The following is a 26797-nucleotide window of genomic DNA, read 5'->3' on the forward strand; positions in this document are numbered from 1 at the left end:
GGGGGGGGGGGGGGGGTGGGCGGGCGCCCCCCCCCGGGGGGCGGGGGGGGGGGGGGGGGGGGCCCCCCCCCCCCCCGGGGCGCCCCCCCCACAACCACGCACTCGACGCCGACGGGCGGGCGCCGGGAACACCTCAGGCTTCCATTTAGTTTAACCTTCAACTATTCTGGAGGACAGAGGTCGGGACCCGGCCCTGGACGGAGGACATCATGACTGACCGAACGAACAGCCCCGCGGAGACCGCTTCTCGCCTGCCCGGCACCGACGCCACCGCCTTCGCGACCAAGGACCTGCTGTCCGCGGAGACCTCGATGGACGCCGTGACGCTGCACGTCGCGGACCTCGACCTCATGACCCGCTACTACCGGGACGCGCTCTCCCTGGCTGTGCTGACGCCGTCGGACGCCCTGCTCGCGGCGATCCCCGGCGCCGGGGCCGGCTCGCGCGACGAGACCGTGGTCCTCGGGCGCGGCGCGACCCCGCTCGTGGTCCTGCGCCGCGGCAAGGACCTGCCCCGCGCACGCCGCGGCGAGGCGGGCCTGTTCCACACGGCCCTGCTGTTCGACGACGCGCCCGCGCTCGCCGCAGCCGTCGCCTCGGTCGCGCGCACCGCGCCCAGCACGTTCGTCGGCAGCGGCGACCACCTGGTCTCCGAGGCGTTCTACTTCACCGACCCCGAGGGCAACGGCGTCGAGCTCTACCACGACCGCCCGCGCGAGACCTGGAGCTGGCAGGACGGCCAGGTCGCGATGGACACGCTCTACATCGACCCCAACGCGTTCATGCAGGAGCACCTCACCGACGCGGCGCTCGAGCGCGCGCTCTCGACCGACGTCGTCGGGCCGGACGACACCGTGGTGGGGCACGTGCACCTCCAGGTGGGCGACATCCCCACGGCCCGCGCGTTCTACGTCGACACCCTGGGCTTCGAGGCCACGGCCTCGCTGCCGAGCGCGCTGTTCGTCTCGGCGGGCGGGTATCACCACCACATGGCCATGAACACCTGGAACAGCCAGGGGGCGGGGCCGCGCGCCTCGACGCTTGGACTGGGGCAGGTCGCGATCTCGGTGCCCTCCGAGGACGACGTCACGGCGCTCGTCGACCGGCTGTCCCGGCGCGGGATCCAGATGCGTCACGACGGCGCGACGCTGCGGTTCGACGACCCGTGGAAGAACCTCATCGAGGTCGCGGTGCGCTGAGGCGCGCTCGCCCCCCCGCTGGGTGCGGCTCGTGCGGTGCGCGCCCGGCGCGGGCTCGCACGAGCCCCGCACCCAGCGGACCCCGTGTCAGCCCTTGGTGGCCTCGGCCTCGCCGCGTGTGATGCCCAGACGCTTGGCGAACAGCCTGCGCTGCACGAGCCACCCGGCGAGCGCGAGCGCGGCCCACGCCAGGAACGACACGACCTGCTCCCAGCCCGGGGACGGGTCGCGCAGGAACCCCAGGGTGTCGGGGGAGACGCGGCCGAGGCCGCCCAGCACGATGCCCGCACCACCGATCGTCGTGAGCCACAGCAGGGCCCGGCGCCGGTACTTGTCGGCGAGGAAGCCGCAGGCCGCCGCGACCGCGATGACGATGATCGCCGCGAGGACCCAGTTGCCCGAGTCGCCCGAGACCGTGCCGTAGAGCTTGGCGCCGATCACGGCGCCCGTCACGATCCCGATGAAGAACGACGCGAGCTTGAACACGAACGCCACGGCGATCCAGGCGACGAGCCCGCCCAGGACCCCGAGCAGCAGCGCGGTGGACTGGCTCGCCCCGAACAGGTCGCCGAGCATCCAGCCGAGGCCGAACCCGGAGGCGATCACCGCCAGGTGGACCGAGCCGATGCCGAAGAAGCACAGCAGCAGGCCGACGGCGACGATGACGAGACCTGCGACGACCGGGTCCATGAGACCTCCTGGCGTGAGGTGGGGCTAGTGCTTGGCCTTGATGACCAGCACGGGAGCGTGGGCGTCGAGCAGGACGCGCTGCGTGGTGCTGCCGAGCAGGAACTTGCCGACGGGGGAGCGCTTGCGCGAGCCGATCACGACGAGGCTCGCGGTCAGGCGCTCGGCCTCGTCGAGGATCGCGTCCGCAGGGTCGACGCGCGACTCGCGGTAGGTGACGCTCGCCGCGGGGGTGCCCGCGGGGAGGGCGTCGAGCAGGTGCGCCAGGTCGGGCGGGAGGGGCGGGTCGTCCTGCGGCGGGCCCTCGAGCGGGGTCAGGACGAAGATCGCCAGCGGAAGGTCTCGGCGGACCGCCTCGGCGGCTCCGGCATGCAGGGCCGCCTCACCCTGTGGCGAGTCGTTGTAGGCCACAAGAACGGTCATCGCCGTTGTGCTCCTCGTTCGTCGTGCCCGGATCAGCGGGCAGATCGCGTGTGCCCTCGCACTCTCTCACACCCCGGGGGTGCGCGCAGGGAGCGTGGGAGCGCGTCGCCAGTCCGGATGCCCGACGGCGCCGCGGGCCGCGCGGCGCTCGAGCCTCGTCGCGGGCTCCCCGACGGGAAGCGGGTGGCGCCGGACGTCCCGTCGCAGGTCAGGCGTTCGCGTCGAGCGCGTCAGGGAGGCTCAGTGACGAGGGCAGGAGCGGCGGGGCCACGGAGCGGACGATCCGGGCGAGCTCACGGTGCCGGTCCGGTCCCATGCGGTCGGCCGGTGCCGTGACGGACAGTGCGGCGACGGCCTGTCCAGCACGCAGCAGCGGCACGGCGAGGCAGCTGATCCCTGGCTCGTTCTCCTCGGTCTCGGTCGCATAGCCGTCGGCCCGGGCGGCGGTCAGCGTGTCCCAGAGCGAGTCCGCGGTGATCGTCGTGGGGCCCGTGTCGCCGGTCGCGGCGGCGTACCAGGACATGGCCGAGCGATCGGTGGTCCGGAATGCGAGGAGCGCCCGTCCGAGCGCGGTCGTCGCGGCGGGGCGGCGTCGTCCGATCGCCGACCAGACCCTGACCGCCCGTGCCGGCTCGACCTTGTCGAGGTAGACGATCTCCGGGCCCGACAGGACGCCCAGGTGGATGAGCTCGCCCGACGCCTCGCACACGGCCGTGAGAGCCGGTCCCAGGAGCGCCGGCAGGTTCTCCTCGCCCAGGAACGTGTCGCCGAGCGCGGTCGCGGCAGGGCCCAGCCGGTAGCTGCCCGTCGCGGGGTCCTGGTCCGCGTAGCCGCGGAAGCGCAGGGCCGACAGGGTGCGGTGCAGCGAGGTCTTGTTGAGGCCCAGCTCGGCCGCGAGCGAGCCCAGGGTGAGCCCGCCCGGCCCGGCGGCCGCGAGCCGTTCGAGGGCGAGCAGGGCCTTGTCGACCGAGCCGAGCGGGCTGCTCGCGGCGGCGTGGTCTGCCGGTGCGTGGTCCGCCGGGGAGTCGGCGCGCGGGGTCTCGGTGCTCGGGCGGGCTACCACGCGGGCGCGCCGCTCACGTAGAGTGATTTCGTATTCCAGAACATCCGTTCACTATAACGAAACGCGAGGCCTCATGTCACCCGCTGCGCCCCCGACCGACCTCGACCAGCTCTTCGCCACGGTGCGGGTCGTGCCCGTGGTCGTCGTGGAGGACGAGGCCCAGGCGCTCGCCCTCGGAGCCGCTCTCCTGGACGGCGGCCTGCCCATCGCCGAGATCACCTTCCGCACCGCCGGTGCCCGCGCAGCGATCGCCGCCGTCACGCGCGAGCTGCCCGAGCTCGTGACGGGGGCCGGCACGGTCGTCAACGCCGACCAGGTCGACCAGGCCGTCGACGCCGGTGCGCGCTTCCTGGTCTCGCCCGGGCTGAGCGCCGACGTCGTGCGCCGAGCGCAGCACCACGGCCTGCCGATCTTCCCGGGCGTCGCGACGCCGTCGGACATCATGGCCGCCCTGGCGCTGGGGCTCGACGTCGTGAAGTTCTTCCCCGCCGCGATCAACGGGGGAGTGCCCGCGATCAAGGCGCTGTCCGCGCCGTTCCCCGGCCTGCGGTTCGTCCCCACGGGTGGTGTGAGCGCGGCCAACGCGACCGAGTACCTCTCGGTGCCCTCCGTCCTGGCCGTGGGCGGCTCGTGGATGGTCGAGAAGTCCCTCGTGGAGGCTGGAGACTTCGCCGAGATCGCGCGCCGCTCGGCGCAGGCCGTCGCCCTCGCGGCGTCGCTCGCGCCCGCAGTTCCCACCGTCTCTCCGGCGCCCGTCGCCGGAGACCCCGCCGTTGCCGCCGCAGGAAAGTGAGCTGACATGACCGACACGACCACCCTTCCCGCGGGCGCCCCCCTGGAGCTGCGCCCGGCCGCGGACTGCACCTACGACGTCGTCTCCCTGGGCGAGGTCATGCTGCGCCTGGACCCGGGCGAGCGACGCATCAAGACGACCCGCTCGTTCGACGCGTGGGAGGGCGGAGGCGAGTACAACGTCGCGCGCGGTCTGCGCCGCTGCTTCGGTCTGCGCGGCGCGATCGTCACGGCGCTCGCGGACAACGAGGTCGGCCGCCTGGTCGAGGACCTCATGCTCACGGGCGGCCTCGACACGAGCTACGTGCAGTGGGTCCCGTACGACGGGATCGGTCGCACGGTCCGCAACGGGCTCAACTTCACCGAGCGCGGATACGGCGTGCGCGGCGCGGTGGGCGTGAGCGACCGCGGCAACACCGCGATCGCCCAGATGCGGCCCGAGGACGTGGACTGGGACGAGCTGTTCGGTCGGGGCGTGCGCTGGCTGCACACGGGCGGGATCTTCGCCGCGCTGTCCGCGTCGTCCGCGGACGTCGCCGAGGCCGCGATGCAGGCCGCGCGCAAGCACGGCACCGTCGTGTCCTACGACCTCAACTACCGTCCCTCGCTGTGGCAGGGCATCGGCGGGCCTGCGCGTGCGCAGGAGGTCAACCGCCACCTCGCGCAGTACGTCGACGTCATGATCGGCAACGAGGAGGACTTCACCGCGAGCCTCGGGTTCGAGATCGAGGGCGTGGACGAGAACCTGACGGACCTCGACACCGCGGCTTTCCGCGCCATGATCGAGACCGCCGCAGCCGCGTACCCGAACTTCCAGGTCATCGGCACCACGCTGCGGGCCGTGCGCTCGGCCACGCGCAACGACTGGGGGGCCATCGCGTGGTCCCGGGTCCAGGGCTTCGCCGAGGCCACGCACCGCGCCGACCTCGAGATCCTCGACCGCGTGGGCGGGGGAGACTCGTTCGCCTCGGGCCTCGCGTACGGGCTCATGGAGCTCGGCTCGATCCAGGAGGCCGTCGAGTACGGCGCGGCCCACGGGGCGATCGCGATGACCACGCCGGGCGACACGTCGACGGCGTCGCTCGCCGAGGTCCGCAAGCTCGCCTCGGGCGGGAGCGCGCGCGTGCAGCGCTGACCGTGCTCGTCGAGATGCGGCGAACGGGGGTCCGGGAGCGTTCCGGGCCCCCGTTCGCCGCATCTCGGGGTGGCTGGGGGCGGCCCCGGGGGGCGTCGCGCTCGCACTTCGCCCGGTCGCCGTTCGTCGGCGGCGCGCCGTCCCCATCCCGAGCGGTGCCCGGAGGTCGCGGCTAGGGTGGACGAGGACGGACAGATCGGACACGGTGCGTCGGGAGCCTCCGTGGCCCGACGCACACGAGGAGGTTCACGTGGTGCAGCGTGGTGAGGTGCCGTTGGGCCGCCTCCCGCGTCGCACGGTCGACGCGCCGTCCGACATCGCCCGAGCGGTCGAGCACGCGCGCATCCTGCGCGGGGCCGGGGACCCCACCGGCGCGGCCCGCGTGCTCGACAGGGCGTTCGACGCCGAGGGCGTCAGGACCCGCACCGTGTCCGAGCGCCTGCGCTTCCGGGCGCTCGTCCTGCGGGCGGACCTCGCGCTCCAGCTGCACGACGACGTCGCGGCCGCCCGGTTCCTCGCAGGCGCCGAGGCGCTGCCCCTGCTCGCGGACGCGCTCGCGGCGCTCGACGACGACCTGCACCTGGCGGAAGAGCTGCGCGAGCGTCTCGACGTCGACTGACGCTCGACGTCGACTGCTGCTCGACGTCGACTGCGCCGCTGCCCTGAGCCCGCCCGGTGGGTCTCGACGGAGGCTTCCCTTCCCACGGCTTCGTTGTCAGAACTGGGCCGGGGGATAGCCAGGTGTGGTTCTGACAACTCATCGGGGCGGCGCGAGTTCGCGGCGACCCCGGCGTGACGTGGTGACGTCGTCGACATGGCGGTGCACGACGCGGAGCGGCGAGGCGGTGGCGCAGCGTGGACTAGTTGTCAGAACTGGGCCGGGGGATAGCCAGGTGTGGTTCTGACAACTCATCCGTGCGGGCGCGTCCCCCACGCCGCCCCCAACCCCTCCCGTCAGGGTTGCGTCAACACCCGCGGCACCCCCGTCAAGAACCCGTCAACGTCCCGCCCCACGCCGTCCCGCACGGCATAGACCTGGGGTGTGCGCAGGAGCTGCGCACCGGCACGGCGCCTCCCCGCCGACCACGGCACCTGTCCGCGGTCCCCGAGATCCGCCCGCCGCACGACGTTCGAAGGCAGAACTCAGATGGCCGACCTGGCCTACATCCTGCTGACCGTGGTGTTCTTCACCGCCGTCGGCCTCGTGGCCCGCCGCCACGGCTCCTCCGGGGGGTCCACGTCATGACGGTCCTCGACTGGGTCGGGCTCGGTGCCGTCGTGGTGCTGCTCGGCTACCTGTTCGTCGCCCTCCTCCGCAGCGACAAGGTCCGGTGAGCGCGACCGTGCTGACCCAGACCAGCGTGCTGACCCAGACCGCAGCCACCCAGGTGACGCAGGCGCCCGGCGTGTGGCTCGCCGTCGGGCAGCTCGTCCTGCTGCTCCTCGCGCTCGCCGCCGTGCACGCCCCGCTCGGCGCCTACATGGCACGTGTCTTCACCTCGCCCCGGCACCTGCGGGTCGAGCGGGCCGGGTACCGGCTCATGCGCGTCGACCCCGACGCCGAGCAGAAGTGGAGCACCTACCTGCTCTCGCTCCTCGGCTTCTCGATGGCCTCGCTCCTTCTCCTCTACGGGATCGCCCGCCTCCAGCAGCACCTGCCGATGAAACTCGGCTTCGCCGCGTTCGACCCGGCCGGCGCCTGGAACACCGCGGTCTCGTTCGTCGCCAACACGAACTGGCAGTGGTACTCGGGCGAGGCCGCCGCGGGGCACCTGCTCCAGATGAGCGGGCTCGCGGTGCAGAACTTCGTGTCCGCGGCCGTCGGGATCTCGGTCGCGGTCGCCCTGATCCGCGGCTTCGTACGCTCGGGCACCGACGGGCGCGTCGGCAACTTCTGGTCCGACCTGACCCGCACGTGCGTGCGCATCCTGCTGCCCCTGGCGTTCGTGGGCGCGATCGTGCTGCTCGCGACGGGTGTCATCCAGAACTTCGACGCGCACACCGCGATCGACACGGTCGCGGGCGGCACGCAGCATGTGCTCGGCGGCCCCGTCGCCTCGCAGGAGGTCATCAAGGAGCTCGGCACCAACGGCGGCGGGTTCTTCAACGCCAACTCGGCGCACCCGCTCGAGAACCCCACCCCGTTCTCCAACCTGTTCGAGATCTTCCTGATCCTCGTGATCCCGTTCACCCTGCCCCGCACGTTCGGCCTCATGGTCGGCGACAAGCGCCAGGGCTGGGCGATCCTCGGGGCCATGGGCGCGCTGTGGTTCGTCGCGGTCGCGCTCATCACCTGGGCCGAGATGGCCGGCCCCGGTGCCGCCCCGCTCGCCGCGGGCGGCGCCATGGAGGGCAAGGAGACCCGCTTCGGCCTCGCCGCGAGCGCGCTGTTCGCCGCGTCGACCACGGGCACCTCCACGGGCGCGGTGAACGCCATGCACGACTCCCTGACCGCGCCGGGCGGCGGCGTCACGATGTTCACCATGATGCTCGGCGAGATCGCGCCGGGCGGCGTGGGCTCGGGCCTGTACGGGATGCTCATGCTCGCGATCGTCGCGGTGTTCGTCTCCGGGCTCATGGTCGGGCGCACGCCCGAGTACCTCGGCAAGAAGATCGGGCGCCAGGAGATCACGCTCGTCGCGCTCTACATCCTCACGGTCCCGTTCCTCGTGCTCGTCGGGACGGCCCTGGCGATCGCGCTGCCTGCCGGGCAGGCAGGCATCCAGGAGGCCGGCCCGCACGGGCTCTCCGAGGTCCTGTACGCCATCACGTCCGCGGCCAACAACAACGGCTCGGCGTTCGGCGGCCTCACGTCCGGCACGCCCTTCTACAACACTGCGCTCGGCATCGCGATGCTCGCCGGCCGCTTCATCCCCATGGCCCTCGTCCTGGCGCTCGCCGGACGCTTCGCCTCCCAGAAGACGGTCCCCGCCACCGCGGGCACCCTCCCGACGCACCAGCCCCTCTTCGTGGGCGTCTTGGGAACCGTCGCCCTGGTCGTCGTCGGGCTCACCTTCGTCCCCGTGCTGTCGCTCGGTCCCATCGTGGAGTCGCTCTCATGAATCGTTCCTCTTCCGTCGCTCCCTCCGGGCGCGTCCCCGCGGGGGGCGGGGCGGGTCTTCCAGAGGACCTCGTTCCTCGGTCCTCCGCCAGACCCGCCACGACCCGCCCCACCCCCCGCGGGGATGCGCCTGCTGGTGTATCCGATGCGGTGTTGCTTCCTGTCGCTCCAGGCTCGGACGGTGCTGTCGAGGAAGGTGCTGCCGGTGCTGCCCCTGCCTCCTCCGGTCGCAAGCCCGGGCCCGGGCGCGGCGCCTCGCTCTCGTGGGCGCAGGTCCGGGCCGCGCTGCCCGGTGCGTTCCGCAAGCTCGACCCGCGCGAGCTGGTCGCCTCTCCCGTGCTGTTCGTCGTCGAGCTCGGCGCCGTGGCCACGACGGCGCTCGCGGCGTTCGAGCCCAGCGTCTTCGCGTGGGCCATCGCGCTCTGGCTGTGGGCGACCGTGCTGTTCGCGACGCTCGCCGAGTCGGTCGCGGAGAGCCGGGGCAAGGCGCAGGCGTCGAGCCTGCGCGCGACCCAGCAGCAGACGACCGCGCGGCGTGTCATGGCTCCGTCCGACACCCTGGCGACCGGGACGGGCCTCGCGAGCTGCCCGACGGCGGAGGTCCCCTCCTCGACGCTCGCCGTCGGGGACGTGGTGGTCGTCCGGGCGGGCGAGATCGTCCCCGGTGACGGCGACGTCATCGAGGGGGTCGCGTCGGTCGACGAGTCCGCGATCACGGGCGAGTCGGCCCCGGTGATCCGTGAGTCGGGCGGTGACCGGTCGGCGGTCACGGGCGGGACCGTCGTCCTGTCGGACACGATCGTCGTGCGGATCACCGCGCCCGCTGGCCACACGTTCGTCGACCGGATGATCGCGCTCGTCGAGGGGTCGGAGCGCCAGCGCACGCCCAACGAGATCGCGCTCAACATCCTCCTGACCTCGCTCACGATCATCTTCCTGCTGGCGGTCGTGACGCTGCAGCCGTTCGCGGTGTACTCGGGGTCCAAGCAGTCGATGATCGTCCTCATCTCGCTGCTCGTGTGCCTCATCCCCACGACCATCGGGGCGCTGCTGTCGGCGATCGGCATCGCGGGCATGGACCGTCTCGTCCAGCGCAACGTGCTCGCGATGTCGGGCCGCGCGGTCGAGGCCGCGGGCGACGTCGACGTCCTGCTGCTCGACAAGACAGGCACCATCACGTACGGCAACCGGCAGGCGGCCGACCTCCTCGCGGTCGGCGACGTCACGACGGCGCAGCTCGCCGAGGCCGCCCGGCTCTCCTCGCTCGCGGACGAGACGCCCGAGGGCAAGAGCATCGTGGTGCTGGTCCGTGAGCGGTACGGGCTGGGTGACGCGCACGCCGACCAGACGGAGGCCCTCGCCGGGGCCGAGATGGTGCCCTTCTCCGCCCACACGCGCATGAGCGGGATCGACCTGCCCCTGCCCGACGGGCGGGTGCGCCGCATCCGCAAGGGGGCCGGCAGCGCGGTCCAGCGCTGGGTCCACTCGACCGGTGTCCGGACGAGCAGCGGGCCCGGCGCCACCGTCGCCGAGCAGCTCGCAGCCCACGTCGACGCCGTGAGCTCCTCGGGCGGCACGCCGCTCGTCGTGGCCGAGCAGGTCGGCGAGGGGCCCGCGCGCGTCCTGGGCGTCGTCCACCTCAAGGACGTCGTCAAGGCGGGCATGCGCGAACGGTTCGACGAGCTGCGCGCCATGGGCATCCGCACCGTCATGGTCACGGGCGACAACGCCGTGACCGCTCGGGCCATCGCCGCGGAGGCAGGCGTCGACGACGTCCTGGCCGAGGCGACGCCCGAGGACAAGCTCGCGCTCATCCGGCGCGAGCAGGCCGGCGGGCGGCTCGTGGCCATGGCGGGCGACGGCACCAACGACGCGCCCGCCCTGGCCCAGGCCGACGTGGGCGTCGCGATGAACACCGGGACCACCGCCGCCAAGGAGGCGGGCAACATGGTGGACCTCGACTCCGACCCGACCAAGCTCATCGAGATCGTCGAGATCGGCAAGCAGCTCCTCATCACGCGCGGGGCACTGACGACCTTCTCGATCGCCAACGACATCGCGAAGTACTTCGCGATCCTGCCCGCGATGTTCATGGTCGTGTTCCCGCAGCTCGCGGTGCTCAACGTCATGCGCCTGTCGAGCCCCGAGTCGGCCATCCTGTCGGCCGTCGTGTTCAACGCGCTCATCATCCTGGTGCTCATCCCGCTCTCGCTCAAGGGCGTGCGGTACCGGCCGTCGTCGGCGTCCGCGATGCTGCGCCGCAACCTCCTGGTCTACGGCGTGGGTGGGCTCGTGGCCCCGTTCGTCGGGATCAAGCTCATCGACCTCGTGATCTCCCTCATCCCCGGGATTGGCTGACATGCCTGGAACTCTGACCACCCCCGCGGGCGTCCCCGGACGCCCCGCACCCCTCGCGCGCCCCTCGGCCTCGGCCGGCGCCGCCTCGCTGTTCCGCCAGACGCTCGCGGGCCTGCGCGTCCTGCTCGTCCTGACCGTGCTCCTGGGCGTGGCCTACCCGCTCGCGGTATGGGGCGTCGGGCAGCTCGCCCTGCCCTGGCAGGCGAACGGCTCGCTCGTGCGCAGCGACGGCACGCACGCCACGTCCCTCGCCGACACGGGCGCGGACGGCGCGCCCGTCGTGGGGTCCGCGCTGATCGGGCAGGACTTCGCCGCGGCCGACGACGCCGAGCGCTGGTTCCACGGGCGGCCCTCGGCCGCGGGCGACGGGTACGACACGCTCGCGTCCGCGGGCACCAACCTCGGGCCTCTGAACCCCGAGCTGGTCGCGTCGATCGACGAGCGCCGGGCGGCGCTGGCCGACCTGAACGGCGTGGACCCCGCGTCGCTGCCCGCCGACGCGCTCACGGCATCGGCCTCGGGGCTCGACCCGCAGATCAGTCCTGCGTACGCGGCCTTGCAGGTCGCGCGGGTCGCCGAGGCGAGGGGCCTGGACGAGGCCGTCGTCGCGGACCTCGTGGCCCAGCACACCGCCGGGCGGGACCTCGGCGTCCTGGGCGAACCGCGTGTCAACGTGCTCGAGCTCAACCTCGCGCTCGAGAACTCGGAGAAGATGAACCCATGACGACGAGCGCGAGGCCCTCCGCCGTGGACCGGACGGCGCGGGTGCCCCGTGCCTGAGGGACGCGGCGGCCACGAGGCCGCAGGGTCCGGGAGCCCCCAGGAGGGGCGCCCGGACCCCGGCGCGTCCCCGGGCGGGGAAGGGCAGGTGGGTCGAGGGGCAGGGGGGCCCGACGGCGCCGCTCGCCGTCCCGGGCTGCTCACCGTGTACCTCGGAGCCGCGCCGGGCGTGGGCAAGACGTACGCGATGCTCGGCGAGGCGCACCGGCGCAGGTCGCGTGGCACGGACGTGGTCGTCGGCCTGGTCGAGACGCACGGGCGCGCCGCGACGATCACGCAGATCGGTGACCTCGAGGTCGTGCCGCGGCGCGTCGTGAGCCACCGGGACGTCGAGCTGACCGAGCTCGACGTCGAGGCCGTGCTCGCCCGCGACCCCCAGGTCGTCCTGGTCGACGAGCTCGCGCACACCAACGCACCCGGCTCGCGCCACCGCAAGCGCTGGCAGGACGTGCAGGACCTCCTGGCGGCGGGCATCGACGTGGTGACCACCGTCAACGTGCAGCACCTCGAGTCGCTCACCGCGGACGTCGAGGCCATCACGGGCGTGCGCCAGCGCGAGACCGTGCCCGACCAGGTGGTGCGCGACGCCGACCAGATCCAGCTCGTGGACCTGTCGCCGCAGGCGCTGCGGCGCCGGCTCGCGCACGGCAACGTCTACCGGGCCGAGCAGATCGACGCCTCGCTGTCGTCGTACTTCCGCACGGGCAACCTCACGGCCCTGCGCGAGCTCGCGCTGCTGTGGCTCGCCGACCGAGTCGACGACGCCCTGACCCGGTACCGGGCAGACCACGCGATCTCGGGCACGTGGCCGGCGCGCGAGCGCATCGTCGTCGCGGTCACGGGCGGCCCCGAGGGCGAGACGCTGCTGCGCCGCGGCGCCCGGATCGCCCAGCGCGCGGCCGGCTCCGAGCTCGTCGCGGTCCACGTCCTGGCGACCGACGGGCTGCCCAGCGCGCCGCCCGCGGCCATCGCGGCCTCGCGCGAGCTCGTCGAGTCGCTCGGCGGGACGTTCCACACGGTCGTGGGCGAGGACGTCGCCTCGGCGATCGTCGACTTCGCGCAAGGGGTCAACGCGACCATGATCGTGGTGGGCGTCTCGAGGCACTCGCGCTGGCGCGAGGCACTCCTGGGGTCCTCGAGCGCCGAGATCGCCCGCCTGGCCGGGACGATCGACGTCCACCTCGTGACGCACGAGAAGGCGCGCGCGGGCAGGCTGCTGCGCGGCCGGTGGTCGGCGCTGTCCCGACCGCGCCGGACCGCCGGGTGGGCGCTCGCGTTCGTGGTGCCCGCCGTGCTGACCGGGATCTTCTGGCTCCTGCGCGACGTCGTCTCGCTCTCGACCGAGCTCATGCTGTTCCTCGCCGGGTCGGTGGCCGTCGCGCTCGTGGGCGGGCTGTGGCCCGCCGTGGCCGCAGCCGTCGTCTCGTTCCTGTGCCTCAACTGGTTCTTCACGCCCCCGACCGGGTTCCTCACCGTCCAGGACCCCGAGAACCTCCTTGCGCTCCTCGTGTTCGTCCTGGTCGCCGCGGCCGTCGCGTCGGTCGTGGACCTCGCCGCTCGCCGAACCGCGCAGGCCTACAGGGCGCGGGCAGAGGCCTCGACGCTCGCGGCGCTGTCGCGCTCGGTGCTCTCGGGCGAGGACACCGCGCAGGCCATCGTCACGCGGCTCGCCGAGACGTTCGGACTGTCGAGGGTCGAGCTCGAGACGCGGGCGGGGGAGCGCGGGCCCTGGCGCACGGTCGCGAGCACGGGCCGGGTCGAGGGGGACGTACGCCTTCCCGAGGGCGACGGGGGTTTCGCCGAGGGCGACCTGACCCCCGCCAAGGGTGACGGGCGCACCGGGGCGCGCTCCGCCGTCGGGCACCTGGACGACGCCGAGCGGACAGAGCTGCGCGTCGACGACTCGCACCGGCTGTCACTGTGGGGGCGGGCCCTGCCTGCGAGCGACCGTCAGGTCCTCGAGGCGTTCGCGGCCCAGGCCGGGCTCGTCCTGGAGTACCGGCGCCTGCGCGAGCAGGCTGCCCAGGCCGCGGTCCTCGAGGAGGCCGACGCGACGCGCACCGCGCTGCTCGCGGCCGTCTCGCACGACCTGCGCACCCCGCTCGCCTCGATCCGCACGGCCGTCGACGGCCTCGCGTCCCCCGACGTGCACCTCGACGCCGAGGACACCGACGCGCTCACCCGCACCATCCAGGACTCGACCGGGCGCCTCGAGAAGCTCATCGACAACCTGCTCGACCTGTCCCGGCTCCAGACCGGGAGCGTGCGGCCCGTGCTGCGAGCGGCGTCGGTCGACGAGATCGTGCCGCTCGCGATCGAGCCCTACGGGCCCGGCGTCGTGCGCCTCGACGTGCCCGACGACCTGCCGCTCGTGCGCACCGACCCCGGGCTGCTCGAGCGTGCGGTCGCGAACCTCACGTCGAACGCGGTGCGGCACAGCCCGCCGGGCGAGCCCGTGCGGATCACGGCCTCGGCCGGGCCCCGGGAGATCGAGCTGCGGATCGTCGACACGGGCCGGGGCCTGTCGGACGAGTCCAAGGTCCGCATGTTCGAGCCCTTCCAACGGCTCGGCGACACGACCGGGGAGGGCCTGGGCCTGGGGCTCGCGGTCGCGGACGGGCTGGCGCGGGCAGTGGGTGCGAGCATCACGCCGGAGGACACGCCCGGCGGCGGCCTGACCATGGTGGTCACCGTGCCGCGCGAGGCACGGGAGGATGACGACGTGAGCACGGACGGCACAGGCAGGCGCAGAGGCGTTGGTACAGGCACGGCGGACGGCGGCACCCGCGACACGAGCAGCACGAGCGAGACGGGCGAGGTGCGCGGATGAGCGGCGAAGGCAACCGGGTGCTCGTCGTCGACGACGACGCGGGGCTCGTGCGCGCGCTCGCGATCAACCTGCGCGCGCACGGCTGGGACGTCACGGTCGCCATGACCGGGACCGAGGCCCTCGACGCGGCCGCGAGCGCGCGCCCCGACGTGATCCTGCTCGACCTGGGCCTGCCGGACCTCTCGGGGTTCGAGGTCATCGAGGGCATCCGCGGGTGGAGCGCGGTGCCGATCGTGGTGCTCTCGGCGCGTCAGCTCGGCGACGACAAGGTCGACGCGCTCGACGCGGGCGCCGACGACTACGTGACCAAGCCGTTCGCCATGAACGAGCTGCTCGCGCGGCTGCGGGCCGCGGTGCGCCGCGCCCAGCCCGCCGAGGTGTCGGAGCCCGTCGTGGAGGCGGGCGACCTGCGGATCGACCTGGCTCGGCGCCGTGTGCTTCGGGCCGGGCAGGAGGTCCGGCTGAGCCCCACGGAGTGGTCGCTGCTCGAGGTGCTCGTGCGTCACCGGGGCCGCATGGTGGGGCGGCTCCAGCTCCTGCACGACGTGTGGGGGCCGGCGTACTCGGCCGAGACGAACTACCTGCGCGTCTACACCGCGCAGCTGCGGCGCAAGCTCGAGGACGACCCCGCGAACCCCCGGCACATCATCACCCAGCCGGGCATGGGCTACCTCTTCGAGGTCTGACCCGCCGTCCTGCCCTGTGGCTCGTGCCTTTCCGGCGCGCGCGGGAACCCCCGCGGCGCGCCGACCGTTGTGCGTTCGACCCGACGAAGGAGACCCGTCATGCTGTGCCCTCTCGATCAGACCGTGCTCGTGATGTCCGACCGCAAGGGAGTGGAGATCGACTACTGCCCCACCTGCCGCGGCGTGTGGCTCGACCGGGGTGAGCTCGACAAGATCATCGACCGCAGCCTCGAGGCAGAGATCGCCGCCGAGGCAGGCGGCCCGGCGGCAGCGGCGGCTCCGCGTGCTGCGACGCCACCGCCCGTGCAGTACCCCCCGACCCAGCAGCTGCCGGTCCCGCCGCCGGCGCCCTACGGCTACGCGGACGACCGTCGCCGGGACGAGTACCGCGGCGACGACCGGCGTCGCGACGAGTACCGGGGCGACGACCGGTACCGCAGCCCGGAGCAGTACCGCAGCGACGACCCGCGCTACCGCAAGCGCAAGAAGAAGGAGTCCTGGCTCGAGGACCTCTTCGACTTCTGAGCCACGCACGGCGCCGTCCCTCCCCGGGGCGGCGCCGTCGTCGTGCGTCCCTGGAACTCTGTACCCTCTCCACCTGCTGGCTCCTCCTGACCTCCGGATCGGATCGACATGGCTGTTCTCGACACGTTCTCCCTCGCCGGCCGCACGGCGCTCGTCACGGGCGCGAGCCGCGGGATCGGGCGCGGGCTCGCGCATGCGCTGGGGGAGGCGGGGGCCCAGGTCGCGCTGACGGCGACGACGCTCGAGGCCGCGCAGGCGGCGGCAGACGAGCTGCGGGCGCTGGGGGTCGCGGCGCACGGCTACGAGCTCGACGTCACGGACCGCGAGCAGGTCGACGACGTCGTGGCGCAGGTCGGGCGCGAGGGCGGCGGCGTCGACGTGCTCGTCAACAACGCGGGGATCTCGATCGGGGGAGCGGCCCTCGAGATCGAGGACGACGTGTGGCACCGGACGCTCGCGACGAACCTCGACGGTGTCTGGTACTGCTCGCGGGCCGTGGCCCGGCAGATGGTCACGGACGGTCGAGGCGGGGCGATCGTCAACGTGGGGTCGATGTCCGCGCAGATCGTCAACCGCCCGCGGTGGCAGCCCGCGTACCTGGCGTCGAAGGCCGCGGTGCACCAGCTGACCAAGGGGCTCGCGGCGGAGTGGGCACCGCACGGGATCCGGGTCAACGCGATCGCGCCCGGGTACATCCTGACCGAGGCGTCACCCGTGGACCAGCCCGAGTACTACGACGACTGCGTGGCTCCCGCCGCGATGAAGCGGTGGGGTACCCCCGCCGAGCTGGGGCCGGTCGTGGTCATGCTCGCGAGCGAGGCGTCGAGCTTCATGACGGGGGCCGTCGTGACGGTCGACGGCGGGTACACGCTCTTCTGATCGGTGACATGTCGGCGGGCGGCCTCGCGGTCGCCCGCTCGGACTCCGCTCCTCTTCTGGGATATGAATCGCAAAACAAAAAGGGTGAACCTTCTACTTCTGCTTGACGGTTGTCAGAAGTCTCCCTAGGGTCGGGCGTGCACCGGGACCCCCTCACCGTGGGGGCCGGACCGAGGCCAGGGCCCACGACGCCGTGGGCCGCGGGGTCGGTCACGCAGCTCGTGTGCAGTCATGCTCGTCCGTCCGACCTCGCGTGCCTGCCATCGCGCGAGGTCACCGGTGCGAGCGCGCAGGGATTCAACGACGAATACCTGACCGCCACCGGCCCCCACGACCGGTCCGGCGGGCAGAGGAGAGGGAGAACCATGACGCAGGACACCGCCGCCCCCGACGGACTGCTGAAGCGACAGATCTCGCGCCGGTCGATGCTGGCAGGAACGGTCGCGAGCCTCGTGGCGCCCACGGCGCTCGGCCTCGGCGCGGCTCCCGCCGCGGCGCACGGCAACGGGAACGGGAACCACGGCAAGCCCGACAAGGACAAGGGCAAGCCGGACAAGAACAAGGTCCGCCGCCTGACGATGTACGCCGAGGCGCTGCCCGTCGGCCTCGTCGGCTACGGCCTCGAGCCCGGCAAGGCCACGGTCCCCGGCCCGACCCTCGAGATGTGGGAGGGCGAGACCTTCGAGATCACCCTGGTCAACACCACGGACAAGCGGCTCTCGCTGCACGCGCACGGTGTGAGCTACAGCTACGACTCCGACGGCAGCCCGCTCAACGCGTCGTTCAACGAGCCCGGCCAGTCACGGACCTACGTGTGGCGCACCCACGCCGCCTACACGACCAAGGGCGGTCAGTGGATGCCCGGGAGCGCGGGCTACTGGCACTACCACGACCACGCGCTGGGGACCGATCACGGCACCGAGGGCGTCAAGGTCGGCATGTACGGCGCGCTGATCGTCCGGCGCAAGGGCGACGTCCTGCCCGACCGCACGTACACGGTCGCCTTCAACGGCATGTCGATCAACAACCAGGTCGCGCCGAACGTGCCGGTGTTCGAGGCGAACGAGGGCGAGCGGGTCGAGTTCGTGGCGATCGGCCACGGCAACGCGTTCCACACCTTCCACCTGCACGCGCACCGGTGGGCGAACAACCGTACGGGATACCTCAGCGGCCCCAACGACCCGACCCAGGTCGTCGACACGCGCGACCTCAACCCCGGCGACTCGTTCGGGTTCCAGGTGATCGCGGGCGAGAAGGTCGGCCCCGGCGCGTGGATGGTCCACTGCCACGTGCAGTCCCACTCGGACATGGGCATGGGCGGGATCTTCCTGGTCGCGAACAAGGACGGCAGCGTGCCCGAGCATGCGCAGGCCGCGCTCCACCGCTACCAGGGGCACGCGCACCCGTAGCCCGGGCGCACCCACGGAACGACGGACCAGGACCGGCGGGGCCTCGAGGCCCCGCCGGTCCTGGTCCGTCGTAGGAGCCGCCCGCGGGTCGACGGTCGACGGTCGCCCGGCGGGCAGCCGGCGGGCCCTCGCCCCGCGACACCTAGACTCGGTCCTCGTGCGCCAGGTTCTCAAGCAGTGGGTCGATCCGTTCATCGTGGCGCTCGTCGCGACCATGGTCCTGGGGCTCGTGGTCCCGGTCCCCGCAGAGGCCCAGCGCGTCGTGGACGCGGTCGCGGACGTCGCGGTCGCCGTCCTCTTCCTGGTCTACGGCATGCGCCTGTCGACCACCGAGGTGTGGGCGGGTCTCAAGAACGTCCGCCTCCAGGGCGGCATCCTCGCCTCGACCTACGTCGTCTTCCCGCTCGTCGGCCTCGCGGTCTCCTGGGCCGTGACCCCGCTCGTCGGCGCGCCGCTCGCGGCGGGCATCCTCTTCCTGTCGTTGCTGCCCTCGACCGTCCAGTCGTCCGTGGCGTTCACGTCGGTCGCGCGCGGGAACGTCGCCGGGGCGATCTGCGGCGCCACGGTCTCGAACGTCGTGGGCATGGTCGTGACGCCGCTGCTGGTCCTGTGGTTCATGTCGTCGAGCGGCGCGACGGGTGGGCTGAGCGGCCTGCGTGACGTCCTGGTACACCTGCTCGCCCCGTTCGTCGTGGGCCAGCTCCTGCAGCCGTTCGTCGGCCGGTGGGTCCGGGCCCGGCGGTGGCTCACGCTGTCCGTGGACCGCGGCACGATCCTGATCGTGGTCTTCGGTGCGGTCGCCGCTGCGACGAGCGCGGGGGTGTGGGCCGGGATCTCGGCGTGGACGATCGTCGCGCTCGTCGGGATCAGCGCCCTGATCCTGGTGGTCATGCTCGCTGTCACGTGGTGGGGCGGGGCCGGGCTGCGGCTCGGCGTGGAGGACCGCATCGCGCTGCTCATGTGCGGGTCCAAGAAGAGCCTGGCCACGGGGCTGCCCATGGCCGCCGTGCTCTTCCCGGTCGCGGTCGCGGGCACCGTGGCGGTGCCCGTGATCGTCTTCCACCAGCTCCAGCTCATCGTGTGCGCGGTGCTCGCGCGGCGCCTCGCGCTGCGCGACGCGGCCTGAGGGCTGGGCCGGCCGGGCCGTGGGACGGCCCGCGGGGAGCGGGCCGTCCAGGCAGTCCCCGGTCGAGGGGCCGGACGCCGCGCCCGCCGCGGTGCGTCCGCTCTCATCCGCCCGACGGCGTCACGCGCCCCAGCCGGCGAAGCGCCCCACGGCGACGAACACGGCGAGCAGCAGCAGGAGGGCGTTGACCGGCACGGACTGCTTCTCGCCGAGGCGCGCGTGCAGGGGGATCGCGCCGATCTGCGTGATCGCGAGGCCGGTCGCGGCGATCGGGGTCAGGATCGGGGCGATGCCCGTGACGATCGGGAGGATCAGGCCGATCGCGCCGAGCAGCTCGAGCGCCCCGAGCACGCGCACGGCCGTGAGGCGCTCGGGCGTGACCCAGCGCATCTGCTCCATCAGCTTGCCGGCCGGGGTCGTGAGCTTCATGAAGCCCGCGCCGGCGAAGGCGACGGCGAGCAGTCCAGCGGCGATCCAGAGGGCGACGTTCATGTGATTCCTTCGAGGTCGGTGGCGCGACGTGCGCCACGGTGGAGAGGGCCACGAGTAACTGCCCGTCTGGTCAGTCACCTTTTGTGCCGGAGGACATCATGGGTAACCTGAAGGAGGTCTACAAAAGGCACACCGGTGTTCCCGGTGGGTCAGGAAACGGAGAGTCCATGACCACGACGGCCACGGGCGCCCATCAGGAGCCGGTCCCCGACGCCTTACAGGTGCCGGTCCCCGACGCCTTACAGGTGCCGGTCCCCGACGGTGGCGGCTGCGGCGCCGACCACGCGACCAGCGAGGTCCGGCGCGTGCTCGACCGGGTCGGCGACAAGTGGAGCGTCCTCATCCTCGGTACGCTCTCGGGTGGTCCGTTGCGGTTCACCGAGCTCCTGCACGGGATCAGCGGCATCTCCCAGCGGATGCTCACGCTCAACCTGCGCCAGCTCGAGCGGGACGGGCTCGTGAGCAGGACGGTCCACGCGGTCGTCCCGCCGCGGGTCGACTACGAGCTCACGGACCTGGGGCGCACGCTGCTGCCGCCGGTGCTCGCGCTGGTCCAGTGGGCGATGGAGAACACCGACGAGATCCAGGGGCACCGCGAGGGCTTCGACGCGCAGGCCGCGGGCGGTCAGGCGTGACGTCGGTCGGGTGGACGAGCCGGGCGACGTGATCGCTCAGCGAGGCGACGTGCGGTACGCGTCGTCTCGACCCCGGGGCCGGGCGTCCCCGCGGCGGCTCCTCAGCCCGCCGCGACCTGGTCGCGGATCTGACGCTTGGCGCGCAGCAGGATGCCCGTCATGCCGTTGAGGCGCAGGGGGCTCACCGCGTTGGTCAGCCCGATCGTGAACGGGTAGTCGTCGGGCACCGCGAGGGCCTGCTCGGGCGTCAGCCCCTCGAGCCCCTGGGCCAGGATCGAGGCGAACCCGCGGGTCGTGGGGGCCTCGGCCGGGGCGGTCGCGTAGAGGTGGACGCCGTCGGCCTCGACCTCGGCGAACGCGCGCACGGGGGACTGGCACTCCTCGACGCGCTCGAGCAGCCCCGGGGCGTTCTGGTAGCGCGCGGGCAGGTCCGGCAGCTCGCGCGAGAACTCGAGCAGGAGCTGGAGCCGGTCACGCTCGCCGAGCGCGAGGAAGTCGTCGCGGATCTCGGCGAGGACCGGGGGCAGCTCGGTCGTGGCGTCGTCAGTCATCCGTCGATCCTCCCACCCGAGGGCGCGGAGCGGCAGCCCGCGCCCGCCCTGCGGACGGGCTCACCGTGATGCTTCCGGAAGATCGCCCACGCTCGCCGCGCACCGCCCGACGGCCGTGGATACGTTGGGCCCGAGCGCGCCGACCCTCGGCGCCGAGGGACGGAGCGTCATGGGAAAGCTGTCGAACGATCTGCGCACGCTGAGCCAGGAGGCGTACCTCTATCTCTACCCGCTCGTGACGATGGACCTGACGCGTCGCCAGGGCACCAACGTGGAGGCGGGGGTCCGCCCGGGGTTCGGGCCGCCCAACACGTTCCACCACCTGCGCGCGTTCCCGCCCGCCGACTTCCGGGCGGTCGTCCGCCCGAACTTCGACACCCTCTACGCGAACCTGTGGCTCGACCTGACCGACGGCCCGGTGCTGCTGCACGTCCCGGACACCGACGACCGCTACTACATGCTGCCCCTCCTGGACATGTGGACCGACGTCTTCGCGACGATCGGCAAGCGCACCACCGGGACGGGTGCTGGCGACTACCTGGTCGTGGGGCCCGACTACGAGGGCGACCTCACCGAGTTCTACGACGACCTGCCCGAGGAGGTCGCGCTGATCGTCGCGCCGACCCCGCACGTGTGGGCCATCGGTCGCATCCAGACCAACGGCCCCGCGGACTACCCGGCCGTGCACGCGGTGCAGGACGGCATGAGCGTGCGCGCGCTGGGTGATCGCCCGCCGTTCGTGATCGACCCCACCGCGGACACGCGGACCGAGCCGCTGCGGCAGGTCGAGGCCCTCAGCGCGGTCGACTTCTTCACCTACGCGACCCGCCTGCTCGACACCAACCCGCCGCACCCCACGGACTTCTCGGTCCTGGCTCGCATCGGTTCGCTGGGCATCGTCCCGGGCGACGAGTTCGACCCCGGCCAGTTCGACGAGGCCGAGATCGTCGAGATCGAGGCGGGCGCAGCGAGCGCGCGCGAGCTGCTGGCGCAGTCCCAGCCGACGCTGGGGATCACAGCCAACGGGTGGTCGCTCTTCCGGGAGCCGATGGGCGTCTACGGCAACTACTACCTCCAGCGAGCCTTCGTCACCCTCGTGGGTCTGGGAGCGAACCCGGTCGAGGACGCGATCTACCCGATGCTCGTCACGGACGCGGACGGTGAGCCCGTGAACGGCGACCACGACTACGTGCTGCACTTCGAGGCCGACCAGCTCCCGCCCGCAGCGGCCTTCTGGTCGGTCACCATGTACGACGCCGAGGGCTTCCAGGTCGCCAACGCCCTGGACCGGTTCGCGATCGGGGACCGGGACGACCTGCGCTACGGCCCCGACGGGTCGCTCGACCTGTATCTCCAGCACGAGAGCCCCGGGGCGGACCGTGAGTCGAACTGGCTCCCGGCCCCGCGGGGACCCGTGGGCGTGACCATGCGGCTCTACGCGCCGCTGCCCGAGGCGCTCGACGGCCGCTGGGTCCCGCCGGTCGTGCGCAAGGCCTGAACGGAGGCGCCGGGCAGGCGAGCGGCCAGGTCGTGCCGTCTCCCCGGCGTCCGGCCGTGAGAACGCGAGATGCCCGACGGCGGTGGGCCGGGTGCGCGACCCGGCCCACCGCCGTCGGGCATCAGGAGGGTGCCCCGCGCGGGGCGTCACCTCAGAGGCGCGCGGGGACCTCGCCCGGCTCGGCGCCCTTGACGATCGGGACGCGGACCGCGTTGCCCCACTCGGTCCACGAGCCGTCGTAGTTGCGGACCTTGTCGAAGCCCAGCAGGTACGTCAGCGCGAACCACGTGTGGCTCGAGCGCTCGCCGATGCGGCAGTACGTGATGACGTCGTCGTCGGTCGACAGTCCCAGGCCGCCGTCCTGGTAGATCGCCTCGAGCTCCTCGCGCGACTTGTACGTGCCGTCCTCGGCGACCGCGGTCGCCCACGGGACGTTGCGCGCCGTGGGGATGTGACCGCCGCGCAGCACGCCCTCCTCGGGGTAGTCCGGGATGTGCAGGCGCTCGCCCGTGAACTCCTGGGGCGAACGGATGTCGACGAGCGGGCCGTTGCCCAGGTGAGCGAGCACGTCCTCCTTGAAGGCACGGATCGTCTCGTCGTCGCGCTCGACCACGGGGTACTCGACGGGCTCGGGCGTGGGGACGTCGGTCGTGGTCTCGCGGCCCTCGGCGATCCACTTGCCGCGCCCGCCGTCGAGGAGACGGACGTCCTCGTGGCCGAACAGCGTGAAGACCCACGCCGAGTACGCGGCCCACCAGTTGTTCTTGTCGCCGTACAGGACGACCGTGGTGTCGCGCGAGATGCCCTTGGAGCCCAGGAGCTGGGCGAAGCCCTTGCCGTCGAGGTAGTCGCGCAGGTCGGGGTCGTTGAGGTCGGTGTGCCAGTCGACCTTGACCGCGCCCGGGATGTGCCCGGTCTCGTAGAGCAGCACGTCCTCGTCGGACTCGACGACGACCACGTTCTCGTCGTGCAGGTGCTCGGCGAGCCAGTCCGTGGAGACGAGGCGGTCGGGGTGGGCGTAGGCGGCGATCTTCTCGGTCGTGTCGAGGGGAGCGGACATGGTGTCCTCCTGAGGGCTCATGGGCTGGCAGAGGCGGGTGGCGGAGATGCACGCAGGACGGCGCAGGCGGGGTCGAGCGGAGCGTGCCGGCGCGGTGGGTACCGCTCGGGCACGTTCGTCACTCTAGGAACGCTGTCCACGGACCGGAAGGCCCGTCGCACATGCTGAGACAGTGTTACCCGGGGGAGAGCAGCGCCGCGGGCGGCCGGGAGGGCGGCCCGTCAGTCCCGCGCGATGGGAGCGGTCACCGCGCCCGTGAGCGAGACCAGGTCGGAGGGCGCCAGGCCGACGTCGAGCCCCCGGCGCCCGCCCGAGACGTAGACCGCGTCGAACGCGAGCGCCGACTCGTCGATCACGGTCCGCAGCCGCTGGCGCTGGCCGAGCGGCGAGATGCCGCCCACGACGTACCCGGTCGCGCGCTCGGCCGCGGCCTGCTCGGCCATCGCGGCCTTCTTGCCGCCGGCCGCGTGCGCGAGCGCCTTGAGGTCGAGCTTGCGGTCCACGGGCACGACGCCCACGACGAGCGTCCCGTCGACCGAGGTGACCAGGGTCTTGAACACCTGCTCGGCCGGGATGCCGATCGCCGCGGCGGCCTCGAGCCCGTAGCTCAGGTCGGAGGACGGGTCGTGCTCGTAGGGGTGCACGGTGTGCGGGACGCCGGCCTTCTCGAGCGCGACGAGCGCGGGCGTGCCGGCGTGGGACGACTTCTGCTTCTTGGCCACAGGGAGATTGTGCCCCTAGGTGCGGGTCTCCGGCCGCGGCGAAGGAGCGGAGGCGGGCTCCGGCCGCGTCGCCGAGTCCTCCACGAAGCGCGGGCGGCACGCGAACCAGCCGGCGATCACTCCGGGGACGGCGGTCGCGGCGAGCGCGAGGAGCGGGACCGACCACGAACCGGTCGCCTCGCGGAGGAGACCCAGGCCGAGCGGGCCGAAGCAGGCCAGGCCGTAGCCGATTCCTTGGACGAAGCCGGACACCGCCGAGGCGGACTCCGGGGTCCTGGTCCGACGGTTGATCAGCGTCATGCAGAGCGGGAACGTGCTCACCCCGATGCCCAGCGCGCACACCCAGAGCAGCGTGCCGTCGAGCGGGGACAGGATCAGGCCCAGGTATCCGACGGTCAGGACGACCGAGCACGCGACGACCACGACGAAGGGGTTCGCCATGCGCGTGGCGACGTGCGGGACCACCAGGGCGGCGGCCACGCCCCAGGCCGAGTACAGGGCGATCATGGAGCCGCCCAGGGCCGGGCTCCCGCCCGCGTCGGTGAGCACGGCCGGCACCCAGGTGATGATGCCGTAGTTGGACAGTGCCATCATCGCGAACAGGACGACCAGGCCCCAGGCGGTCGACGACCGGCTGATCCTCGGCCTCGCGCCGGTCGTCGCCGGCGCCTGGGGGCGGTGGTGGTCGGCGGGCAGCCTGGATGCCAGGACGAGCCAGACCACTGCGGCGAGCGCGGCCGGGACCGCCCAGACTCCAACCGAGAGCCGCCAGCTCGTCGCCTCCGCCACCGGGACGGCCAGCAGCGGGGCGACGAACTGGCCCGTCTGCATCAGGAGCAGGTAGAGCGAGGTCCACAGGGCGATCCGGTCGGGGAACCAGGCCTTCACCAGGGGGACGATCACGACGTTCGCGGCGCCGATCCCGGCCAGGGCCAGCACGGTCGACAGCACGAGCGCGAGGGGCGTCGGAGAGTAGGCGCGCACCAGGAGCGAGAGCGCCGTCAGGCCCAGCGCCACCGTGGCCGTGCGCTCGAGCCCGAACCTCCTCGTCACGACCGGGGCGAGGAAGCCGAAGACGGCGAACGACGCCGCGGGCACGGTCCCGAGCAGGCCTGCCAGGGCCACGCCGAACCCGAGGTCCGCTCCGATGATCTCGAGGAGCGGGGTGAATCCGGTCACGGCCGTCCGGAGGTTGACCGCCGTCAGCGCGACGGCAAGGCCGGCCCACACGGTCAGGCGTCCGCGGCGGACCGGGATGCGCGCTGGAGAGAGTGTCGTCACGCTAAACTCCACGATGAGATCGGTGAATGATGGGATCATGGGATGAATTCTGGTGAGTCTGACACACGGCGGCCCGTGCGTCGAGCAGGCCTGATCGACCAGGCCGTCGAGCGCTTCCGCGAAGAGGTGGTCTCCGGCCGCTGGCCGGTCGGCGAGCGGATCCCGACCGAAGCCGATCTGGTGTCGGAGTTCGGGGTCGGGCGGAACACGGTCCGCGAGGCGATCCAGTCGCTGGTGCACGGAGGACTGCTGCGCCGTGAGCAGGGCCGGGGCACCTTCGTCATCTCCAGCTCCGAGCTGACGGGCACGCTCGAACGGCAGCTCGCCGGGGGATCCCGTCGTCACTACCTGGAGCTGCGCCGTGCCCTGGACAGCACCGCGGCCTCGCTCGCCGCATCGAGTCGCTCGGAGGCCGACGTCGAGCTGCTGCGCGAGCTGCGCGACCGACGGGAAGAGGTCTGGTCGACCGGCGATCGCGACCTTCGGGCCAGTGCTGACCTCGCCCTGCACCGCGCGATCGTGGCGGCGACGCACAACCCGCTCTACCTGCAGCTCTACTCCAGCATGCTCGACGTCTTCGCGGTCCACATGCGCGACGAGGAGCGCGAGGGCGACGACGAGGAGGCGGCCCACCGCCGCCACCACGAGCTGGTCGAGGCGATCGCCGACGGTGACCCCGACCGTGCGGCGGCGATGGTCGCCGCCATCTTCGGGCCGTTCATGCGCTGAACCGCGACGCCGGCTCCCGCTAGACGTTCACGTCGACGAGCGACCCGATCCCGTACGTCACGGCCATGGCGATCGCCCCGCCGAGGACCGTGCGGATCGTCGCGCGCCGGGTCGGGGACCGTCCCAGCCTCGCGCTGCCCCAGCCCGTGAGGACCAGGGCCAGGACGACCGCGACGAACGTCACGGGGATCCGGGCCGCGGTGGGGGCCAGGAGGATGGCGGCCAGGGGGAGCAGCCCGCCCACGGTGAACGAGACGATCGAGGCGAGCGCGGCCTCCCAGGGGGACGTGAGGTCGTCGGGGTCGATGTTGAGCTCGGCGTCCGCGTGAGCCGCGAGCGGGTCGTGAGCCGTGAGCTGGACGGCGACCTCGTGCGCGAGCTCGGGTGTCAGTCCCTTGGCCCGGTAGATCCCGGCGAGCTCCGCGAGCTCCTCGTCGGGCATGGTTGCGAGCTCCTGGCGCTCCTTGGCGAGCATGGCCTCCTCGGTGTCGCGCTGCGTGCTCACCGAGACGTACTCGCCCGCGGCCATCGACAGGGCTCCGGCGAGCAGGGCCGCGGCGCCCGCGGTCGCGATGACGGGGATCGACGTGCTGGTGGCGGCGACGCCCACGACCACGCCCGCGGTCGACACGATCCCGTCGTTCGCGCCGAGCACCCCGGCCCGCAGGCGATTGAGCCGTGCGCCCGTGCCCTCGCTCCGGTGCTGCTCTCCCTCGTGCGGTGTCGTCTCCTGGTCCCGTGCGCTCATGAGGCCACGGTAGGGCGGGGGAGCGAGCCTGTCGTGGCGGGCCACGACGTGCTCGCGTCCGCCTCGCGTCCCGGGCTGCCGTGCGTGTGACCTGCACCTCAGGCCTGCGAGGACCTTCGTCCCTGGCC

The 26797-nt window shown here is 72.8% G+C and carries 26 protein-coding genes; 17 read left to right on the forward strand and 9 right to left on the reverse strand.

The features are described from left to right. Positions 1-311 precede the first annotated feature (311 nt). Positions 312-1199, forward strand: coding sequence for a VOC family protein (locus ACIPWA_RS02560; RefSeq protein WP_400288456.1), 888 nt, complete (start codon positions 312-314; stop codon positions 1197-1199). A gap of 87 nt (positions 1200-1286) precedes the next feature. On the opposite strand, the gene ACIPWA_RS02565 is transcribed toward ACIPWA_RS02560, so the two are convergent. The 3 genes from ACIPWA_RS02565 to ACIPWA_RS02575 form a co-directional block, all read right to left on the reverse strand. Further along, on the reverse strand, positions 1287-1889 hold the full coding sequence (locus tag ACIPWA_RS02565; protein WP_400287947.1) for a DUF4203 domain-containing protein: 603 nt from the start codon (positions 1887-1889) through the stop codon (positions 1287-1289). A 24-nt stretch (positions 1890-1913) separates the two neighbouring features. Beyond that, complete coding sequence (locus ACIPWA_RS02570) at positions 1914-2309, reverse strand: universal stress protein (RefSeq protein WP_056647815.1); 396 nt, start codon at positions 2307-2309, stop codon at positions 1914-1916. A 208-nt stretch (positions 2310-2517) separates the two neighbouring features. After that, a complete protein-coding gene (locus ACIPWA_RS02575; protein WP_400287948.1) occupies positions 2518-3372 on the reverse strand; it encodes an IclR family transcriptional regulator in 855 nt (284 codons plus the stop codon). Between the two features lie 73 nt (positions 3373-3445). Here ACIPWA_RS02575 and eda point away from each other — a divergent pair, with 73 nt between their 5' ends. From eda to ACIPWA_RS02640, 13 genes are all read left to right on the forward strand, one after another. Next, positions 3446-4165 (forward strand): bifunctional 4-hydroxy-2-oxoglutarate aldolase/2-dehydro-3-deoxy-phosphogluconate aldolase, encoded by a 720-nt coding sequence (gene eda, locus ACIPWA_RS02580; RefSeq protein ID WP_400287949.1) that lies wholly within the window; start codon positions 3446-3448, stop codon positions 4163-4165. Positions 4166-4171: 6 nt separating this feature from the next. Then, complete coding sequence (locus tag ACIPWA_RS02585; RefSeq protein ID WP_068625219.1) at positions 4172-5299, forward strand: sugar kinase; 1128 nt, start codon at positions 4172-4174, stop codon at positions 5297-5299. A 250-nt stretch (positions 5300-5549) separates the two neighbouring features. Next, the gene (locus tag ACIPWA_RS02590) at positions 5550-5918 is read left to right on the forward strand and encodes a hypothetical protein (protein ID WP_068625220.1); all 369 of its coding nucleotides are present in this window, start codon (positions 5550-5552) and stop codon (positions 5916-5918) included. Positions 5919-6541: 623 nt separating this feature from the next. Continuing rightward, positions 6542-6634, forward strand: coding sequence for a potassium-transporting ATPase subunit F (locus ACIPWA_RS02595; RefSeq protein ID WP_139107727.1), 93 nt, complete (start codon positions 6542-6544; stop codon positions 6632-6634). 53 nt (positions 6635-6687) lie between these two features. Next, a complete protein-coding gene (gene kdpA / locus ACIPWA_RS02600; RefSeq protein ID WP_400288459.1) occupies positions 6688-8361 on the forward strand; it encodes a potassium-transporting ATPase subunit KdpA in 1674 nt (557 codons plus the stop codon). A 152-nt stretch (positions 8362-8513) separates the two neighbouring features. Continuing rightward, positions 8514-10718 carry a potassium-transporting ATPase subunit KdpB gene (gene kdpB / locus ACIPWA_RS02605; RefSeq protein ID WP_400287950.1) on the forward strand — a complete coding sequence of 735 codons (2205 nt, stop codon included), beginning with the start codon at positions 8514-8516 and terminating at the stop codon, positions 10716-10718. A gap of 1 nt (position 10719) precedes the next feature. Next, positions 10720-11442 carry a potassium-transporting ATPase subunit KdpC gene (gene kdpC, locus ACIPWA_RS02610; RefSeq protein ID WP_082608640.1) on the forward strand — a complete coding sequence of 241 codons (723 nt, stop codon included), beginning with the start codon at positions 10720-10722 and terminating at the stop codon, positions 11440-11442. Between the two features lie 144 nt (positions 11443-11586). Then, positions 11587-14328, forward strand: a complete 2742-nt coding sequence (locus tag ACIPWA_RS02615) for a DUF4118 domain-containing protein (protein WP_400288462.1) — start codon at positions 11587-11589, stop codon at positions 14326-14328. Further along, positions 14325-15014: a response regulator gene (locus ACIPWA_RS02620; RefSeq protein WP_056647830.1), complete on the forward strand. Its 690-nt coding sequence runs from the start codon at positions 14325-14327 to the stop codon at positions 15012-15014. The genes ACIPWA_RS02615 and ACIPWA_RS02620 overlap by 4 nt, the downstream gene beginning before the upstream one ends. Before the next feature lie 99 nt (positions 15015-15113). Then, entirely contained in the window at positions 15114-15539 is a 426-nt protein-coding gene (locus ACIPWA_RS02625) for a TFIIB-type zinc ribbon-containing protein (RefSeq protein WP_068625223.1), read from the forward strand. 108 nt (positions 15540-15647) lie between these two features. Beyond that, positions 15648-16418 carry an SDR family NAD(P)-dependent oxidoreductase gene (locus ACIPWA_RS02630; protein WP_400287951.1) on the forward strand — a complete coding sequence of 257 codons (771 nt, stop codon included), beginning with the start codon at positions 15648-15650 and terminating at the stop codon, positions 16416-16418. 365 nt (positions 16419-16783) lie between these two features. Beyond that, the gene (locus ACIPWA_RS02635; RefSeq protein ID WP_400287952.1) at positions 16784-17827 is read left to right on the forward strand and encodes a multicopper oxidase domain-containing protein; all 1044 of its coding nucleotides are present in this window, start codon (positions 16784-16786) and stop codon (positions 17825-17827) included. A gap of 157 nt (positions 17828-17984) precedes the next feature. Further along, on the forward strand, positions 17985-18953 hold the full coding sequence (locus ACIPWA_RS02640; protein ID WP_400287953.1) for a bile acid:sodium symporter family protein: 969 nt from the start codon (positions 17985-17987) through the stop codon (positions 18951-18953). A 120-nt stretch (positions 18954-19073) separates the two neighbouring features. Here the strand turns inward: ACIPWA_RS02640 and ACIPWA_RS02645 are convergent, their stop codons facing one another. Then, positions 19074-19445, reverse strand: coding sequence for a DoxX family protein (locus ACIPWA_RS02645; protein ID WP_068625225.1), 372 nt, complete (start codon positions 19443-19445; stop codon positions 19074-19076). A gap of 167 nt (positions 19446-19612) precedes the next feature. Between ACIPWA_RS02645 and ACIPWA_RS02650 the strand changes: the two genes are divergently transcribed. Beyond that, entirely contained in the window at positions 19613-20080 is a 468-nt protein-coding gene (locus ACIPWA_RS02650; protein ID WP_400287954.1) for a winged helix-turn-helix transcriptional regulator, read from the forward strand. 101 nt (positions 20081-20181) lie between these two features. On the opposite strand, the gene ACIPWA_RS02655 is transcribed toward ACIPWA_RS02650, so the two are convergent. Next, positions 20182-20631, reverse strand: coding sequence for a SufE family protein (locus ACIPWA_RS02655; RefSeq protein ID WP_056647981.1), 450 nt, complete (start codon positions 20629-20631; stop codon positions 20182-20184). Between the two features lie 169 nt (positions 20632-20800). Between ACIPWA_RS02655 and ACIPWA_RS02660 the strand changes: the two genes are divergently transcribed. Next, positions 20801-22129, forward strand: a complete 1329-nt coding sequence (locus tag ACIPWA_RS02660; RefSeq protein ID WP_068625226.1) for a DUF1254 domain-containing protein — start codon at positions 20801-20803, stop codon at positions 22127-22129. 151 nt (positions 22130-22280) lie between these two features. Here ACIPWA_RS02660 and ACIPWA_RS02665 read toward each other — a convergent pair whose 3' ends face one another. The 3 genes from ACIPWA_RS02665 to ACIPWA_RS02675 form a co-directional block, all read right to left on the reverse strand. Beyond that, on the reverse strand, positions 22281-23189 hold the full coding sequence (locus ACIPWA_RS02665; RefSeq protein WP_056647844.1) for a sulfurtransferase: 909 nt from the start codon (positions 23187-23189) through the stop codon (positions 22281-22283). Positions 23190-23410: 221 nt separating this feature from the next. After that, positions 23411-23911 (reverse strand): Cys-tRNA(Pro) deacylase, encoded by a 501-nt coding sequence (ybaK, locus tag ACIPWA_RS02670; RefSeq protein WP_056647847.1) that lies wholly within the window; start codon positions 23909-23911, stop codon positions 23411-23413. A 15-nt stretch (positions 23912-23926) separates the two neighbouring features. Further along, positions 23927-25192: an MFS transporter gene (locus tag ACIPWA_RS02675; protein ID WP_056647849.1), complete on the reverse strand. Its 1266-nt coding sequence runs from the start codon at positions 25190-25192 to the stop codon at positions 23927-23929. A 75-nt stretch (positions 25193-25267) separates the two neighbouring features. Between ACIPWA_RS02675 and ACIPWA_RS02680 the strand changes: the two genes are divergently transcribed. Next, entirely contained in the window at positions 25268-25921 is a 654-nt protein-coding gene (locus ACIPWA_RS02680) for a FadR/GntR family transcriptional regulator (protein ID WP_400287955.1), read from the forward strand. A gap of 19 nt (positions 25922-25940) precedes the next feature. Here the strand turns inward: ACIPWA_RS02680 and ACIPWA_RS02685 are convergent, their stop codons facing one another. Beyond that, complete coding sequence (locus ACIPWA_RS02685; protein WP_056762462.1) at positions 25941-26669, reverse strand: VIT1/CCC1 transporter family protein; 729 nt, start codon at positions 26667-26669, stop codon at positions 25941-25943. Positions 26670-26797 lie beyond the last annotated feature (128 nt).

This window comes from Oerskovia enterophila (genome assembly GCF_044748475.1).
GTDB classification, from domain to species: Bacteria; Actinomycetota; Actinomycetes; order Actinomycetales; family Cellulomonadaceae; genus Oerskovia; species Oerskovia enterophila.